Origin of the sequence: Haematobacter missouriensis (assembly GCF_000740775.1) — a bacterium.
GTDB lineage: Bacteria > Pseudomonadota > Alphaproteobacteria > Rhodobacterales > Rhodobacteraceae > Haematobacter > Haematobacter missouriensis.
In genome coordinates, this window is sequence record NZ_JFGS01000086.1 from 1 (window position 1) to 1635 (window position 1635).

At 59.5% G+C, this 1635-nt stretch carries 4 protein-coding genes; 1 reads left to right on the plus strand and 3 read right to left on the minus strand.

All coding sequences use genetic code 11. The annotated features are described in order from the left end of the window. Positions 1-122 precede the first annotated feature (122 nt). The 3 genes from CG51_RS18705 to CG51_RS20885 form a co-directional block, all read right to left on the minus strand. The gene (locus CG51_RS18705; protein ID WP_233141290.1) at positions 123-437 is read right to left on the minus strand and encodes an Hsp20/alpha crystallin family protein; all 315 of its coding nucleotides are present in this window, start codon (positions 435-437) and stop codon (positions 123-125) included. Positions 438-534: 97 nt separating this feature from the next. Beyond that, on the minus strand, positions 535-795 hold the full coding sequence (locus CG51_RS20880; RefSeq protein ID WP_269429367.1) for an Hsp20/alpha crystallin family protein: 261 nt from the start codon (positions 793-795) through the stop codon (positions 535-537). A gap of 9 nt (positions 796-804) precedes the next feature. Then, entirely contained in the window at positions 805-963 is a 159-nt protein-coding gene (locus CG51_RS20885) for a hypothetical protein (RefSeq protein WP_233141289.1), read from the minus strand. A gap of 205 nt (positions 964-1168) precedes the next feature. Here CG51_RS20885 and CG51_RS20890 point away from each other — a divergent pair, with 205 nt between their 5' ends. Then, complete coding sequence (locus CG51_RS20890) at positions 1169-1324, plus strand: hypothetical protein (RefSeq protein ID WP_233141288.1); 156 nt, start codon at positions 1169-1171, stop codon at positions 1322-1324. Positions 1325-1635 lie beyond the last annotated feature (311 nt).

Genomic DNA, 1635 nt, shown 5'->3' on the forward strand with positions numbered 1-1635 from the left:
GTTCATTTCGCGCTGGAGTGTCGCGATCGCGTTGTCTTCGCTGCTCTTGGCGTCTGGCGAGCCGTTCTTGTGCGCCCAGGTTATCAGGTCCTTGATCTGCATGATATGGTCTCCTTCGGTTTTCAGGCGCCCTTGACGGCGATCCTTTTTGGCTGCGCTTCAGGGGCTCGGGGGAGCGTCAGGGTGAGGACGCCGCCACGCATCTCGGCCTTGATCCTGTCGGGGTCGAAATCCTCGGAAAGCGTGAAGTCACGCTCGAAATCGCCCTCGGCACGTCCAGCATAGGCAAATTCCAGGTTTTCTGGCCGCATCGGCTCAACCTTGCCGCGGATCGTCAGCCCGCGGTTTTCGAGTGTGATTTTGACCGCACCGGCGGCGACCTCAGGCATTTCGAGCATCATGGAGACACCCTGATCGATCTCGACAATATCGATCATCGGGCGGTAGGTGCGCCGCCGGCGGAGGTCTCGGGCGCGTCGGTCGGCGTCTTTTCGGTGGCTTGCGTGATGTCAGTGCTCATCGTTCCAGCTCCTCTCAGGCTGCCTTGATCTCGATTTTCTTTGGCTTTTCTGCCTCGGGCGGGGAGATGACGATCCGCAGTACGCCGTTCGCCATTTTCGCCTCGACCTTGTCATCCGCGGCCGCGAATGGCAGACGGATCGCGCGAGAAAACTTGCCATACCCGCGCTCTCTGCGGTGCCAGCGCGCGTCCTCGGACGCCTCGGGCGCCGTTCGTTCGCCCGAAATCGTCAGGACGTTGTCCTTGACCGCGATCTCGATATCGCCCGGCTCGATGGCAGGAAGTTAGGTAGTAACGGCCACGGCTTCCGCATCCTGCCAGACATTCACTGCCGGGAGTGCCGCACGAGACGGCGACGGCCAGAAACCGCGGTCGAGATCGCGCATCATGGAGCGCATCAGCGCAAAGGGATCGCTGCGGCGTAGATATGTTGGATAGAGCATTGCTGGTCTCCTGTGGCTAAACGAAGTCGTGCAGGAAAACACTGTTTTCGCGGTTCGATCGCCACCGCAAGAGATATCGATCCCGAAACCTTTTCAATTCTACGCTCACAAGGATATACAACGCAAGCATAATTCATGCTAGCATTTCAATCTCCAGCGGCGTCTGATGGAGCTTCGCGACGACCAACAGACCCTTGGAGGTCAAATGATGATTGCATCCGGCGATGCGTTGATCGGCACGACGATCCATCGGGTCGCCCAGCACATCCAGCAGCGGATCGACGATGAAAGCCGTGAGCCCGGTCAGACGCGACTGTCGTGGATGGCAGCCGCCCATGTGGACGATTCCCCGGCCTCGTGATCAGCGACCTCACGGCGCGGCTGGAGGGCAACTCGTGGACCGCATGGCGCGGGGGCTGGGTTGAGCGGTCGCCGTCATAAAATGAGCGGCGGTCGCAGACCGTTGTGCCGACGAGAAAGACGCAGAAAAGCTTGCGACAACTAGACCCCTGACGAGCGGCGTTGAAGGAAGACATCTTACCGGACCTATCAGTCGACGAGAGGCGTGTTCTTCTCGCACTTCTCGAACGCATACGTGCGCAGCACTCACGCTAGAGGGAGCAAATCGGTATGGAAAGAACGACTGGATCTTCTCGAGCAATCGGCGCAAGA

Coding starts and splice junctions, on each gene's coding strand:
- CG51_RS20890 (WP_233141288.1), top strand. CDS start 1,169: ATGATGATTGCATCCGGCGATGCGTTGATCGGCACGACGATCCATCGG.
- CG51_RS20885 (WP_233141289.1), bottom strand. CDS start 963: ATGCTCTATCCAACATATCTACGCCGCAGCGATCCCTTTGCGCTGATG.
- CG51_RS18705 (WP_233141290.1), bottom strand. CDS start 437: ATGATCGATATTGTCGAGATCGATCAGGGTGTCTCCATGATGCTCGAA.